The 1,866-nt window shown below is 48.2% G+C and carries 2 protein-coding genes; both read left to right on the top strand.

The annotated features are described in order from the left end of the window. On the top strand, positions 1 to 789 hold a 789-nt coding region (locus RTI30_RS11730; RefSeq protein WP_312283823.1), incomplete at its 5' end, for a sulfur oxygenase reductase family protein. Positions 790 to 1,240: 451 nt separating this feature from the next. Continuing rightward, a complete protein-coding gene (locus tag RTI30_RS11725) occupies positions 1,241 to 1,774 on the top strand; it encodes a sulfotransferase domain-containing protein (protein ID WP_409449705.1) in 534 nt (177 codons plus the stop codon). Positions 1,775 to 1,866: the final 92 nt, after the last annotated feature.

Here is a 1,866-nt window from a genome sequence, read left to right as displayed (position 1 = left end):
ACCGGTATTCATCCCATGGCCGGCCGCTATGGCGGCGGCGCTATCGATATGCACGAGACGCTGAATCCGATTGCCATGTTTCAATACACCGTATGGAAAGATGTGCAATCGCACGAGGAGATGCACCACGATAATTTTAAGGAAATTTATGAGCTCTGTGGGGACTGCCTGGGTATGGTTATCGAAGGGCCATGGGAGCCGTACTATGAAATTGTCCGATCGGATTTACCGCCAATCATTGCTATGACAGATATTCCTGCGGCCTTGGGTGGTGCCTTCGCCAAGCAGGAAGCTGTTCCCAAGGTTGCACTGGCGGCCAAGAGATCCATTGCTATTGGCGATCATTGGGTCATGGACGGGCACGAGCAGCAATTTGAGGAAGGGGCTGAAAAGACCTTGACTTGGTTCAAAGAAAATGTGCCCGGAATGATTGGCTGGATGATATTGAAGCAATTTGGCGTGTCTGCCATCGGCTCATTCCAGCTCGATCCCAAGGGCATGCTCAAGGCCACTCTTGGTGCTAATCCGCCGGAGTACAACACCAACCGCGGCAGTGCAATCCCCACAACACCGCCGATTCCAGGGCAAACACCCGTACAGTATTTGGTTCACATGGAGTGGGAATCGCCCGAAGCGGCACACATGGGAATCGCCCACGCCATGCTCGACTACGAATGTCGCCAGATCCATAATGAGGGAGTTCTTGCTCATCTCGACAAGGGCCCATACTACCAACTCTTTGCGCCGATGATGGAGCAGGGGCAGTGGCGTAAGAAGTTGGTGAAGTGACCAACAGGAGATAGTAGTCGATGTTGTTTTGAGCTCGCGCACTGGCGCGAGCTTTTTCTGTTGGTGATGAATTGGCAAGCCTAAATAATTATGCTATGCGGAGAGCGAATAAAAGTTCTCACAAGATTATTGCTATCAGGGCAAAATATGTCAGCAAAATTGGAAGTAAGGACCGCGCATGATATCTGGTCAAATTTTTTATTGTGGGAACCGTAAAGGGTGGAGCTACTTCTCTATATCGATATCTGCAAGGTCATCCGCAGGTCTTCCTTCCCGATTTTAAAGAGCCGCATTTTTTCTCAAGAATGGCACCGGTAAAAGAGCGCTTACACCTCGTCGAGTTTGTTGATAACGAGAAAGAGTATTTACAGTCATATCAAACCGCAAAAGATTGCCAAGCAATGGGGGTGCAAGAACTTAAAATCTCTGGTGCTCTGAAGCTGCGCAGAGAATCTATCAAAAGGCTCCCGATGCCAAGATAATCGTTCTCCCCAGAGACCCAATTGTACGTGCTCATTCTCATTATCTGATGGATTATCGAGAGGGAGTAAATAATAAAGACTTTACCATCAAAATGTTAGAAGAAGATTTTTGTTGTGCCCGAAAAGGTTTTGGGATCTCCTATCTTTATGTTGATTTGGGTTTATACTATGAGCAGGTGAAAAGATATATAGAGACTTTTGGTAAAGATAACGTACTGGTGTTGCCGTCTCGAGAATTGTTTGAGGATCCGCAGGCCATCGCGAAACGGGTGGCTAGCTTTCTAAAAATTGACGCTGCTGCATTTAATCCGGAAATTTTTCAAACGGCACACAATAGGCTCAAGGCGTCGCGTGGCGCATGGTCGAGAAGGGTTGCTGGGCATCCCTGGGCACGATGGATTGGCTATCATCTATTGCCGAGAAAGCGGCAGTGGTGGCTGTATCAACATCTCATTCTCAAGGCGGCAGACAAGCCAAAAATAGATCCCGAAGTTCAACACTAGGCCGGCTCAAAAATGAAGTGCAACACCTTTGGTCCAAGGAGACTGGAGGTGAACAATGGGCAACCAGTATCAGCACTTGAGCATGGATGAGA

The organism is Candidatus Igneacidithiobacillus taiwanensis, from assembly GCF_031962545.1.
In the GTDB taxonomy this organism is placed as follows: Bacteria; Pseudomonadota; Gammaproteobacteria; order Acidithiobacillales; family Acidithiobacillaceae; genus Igneacidithiobacillus; species Igneacidithiobacillus taiwanensis.
Note: the sequence above shows the minus strand (reverse complement) of the source record. Positions and strands in the feature narration are given on the sequence as shown.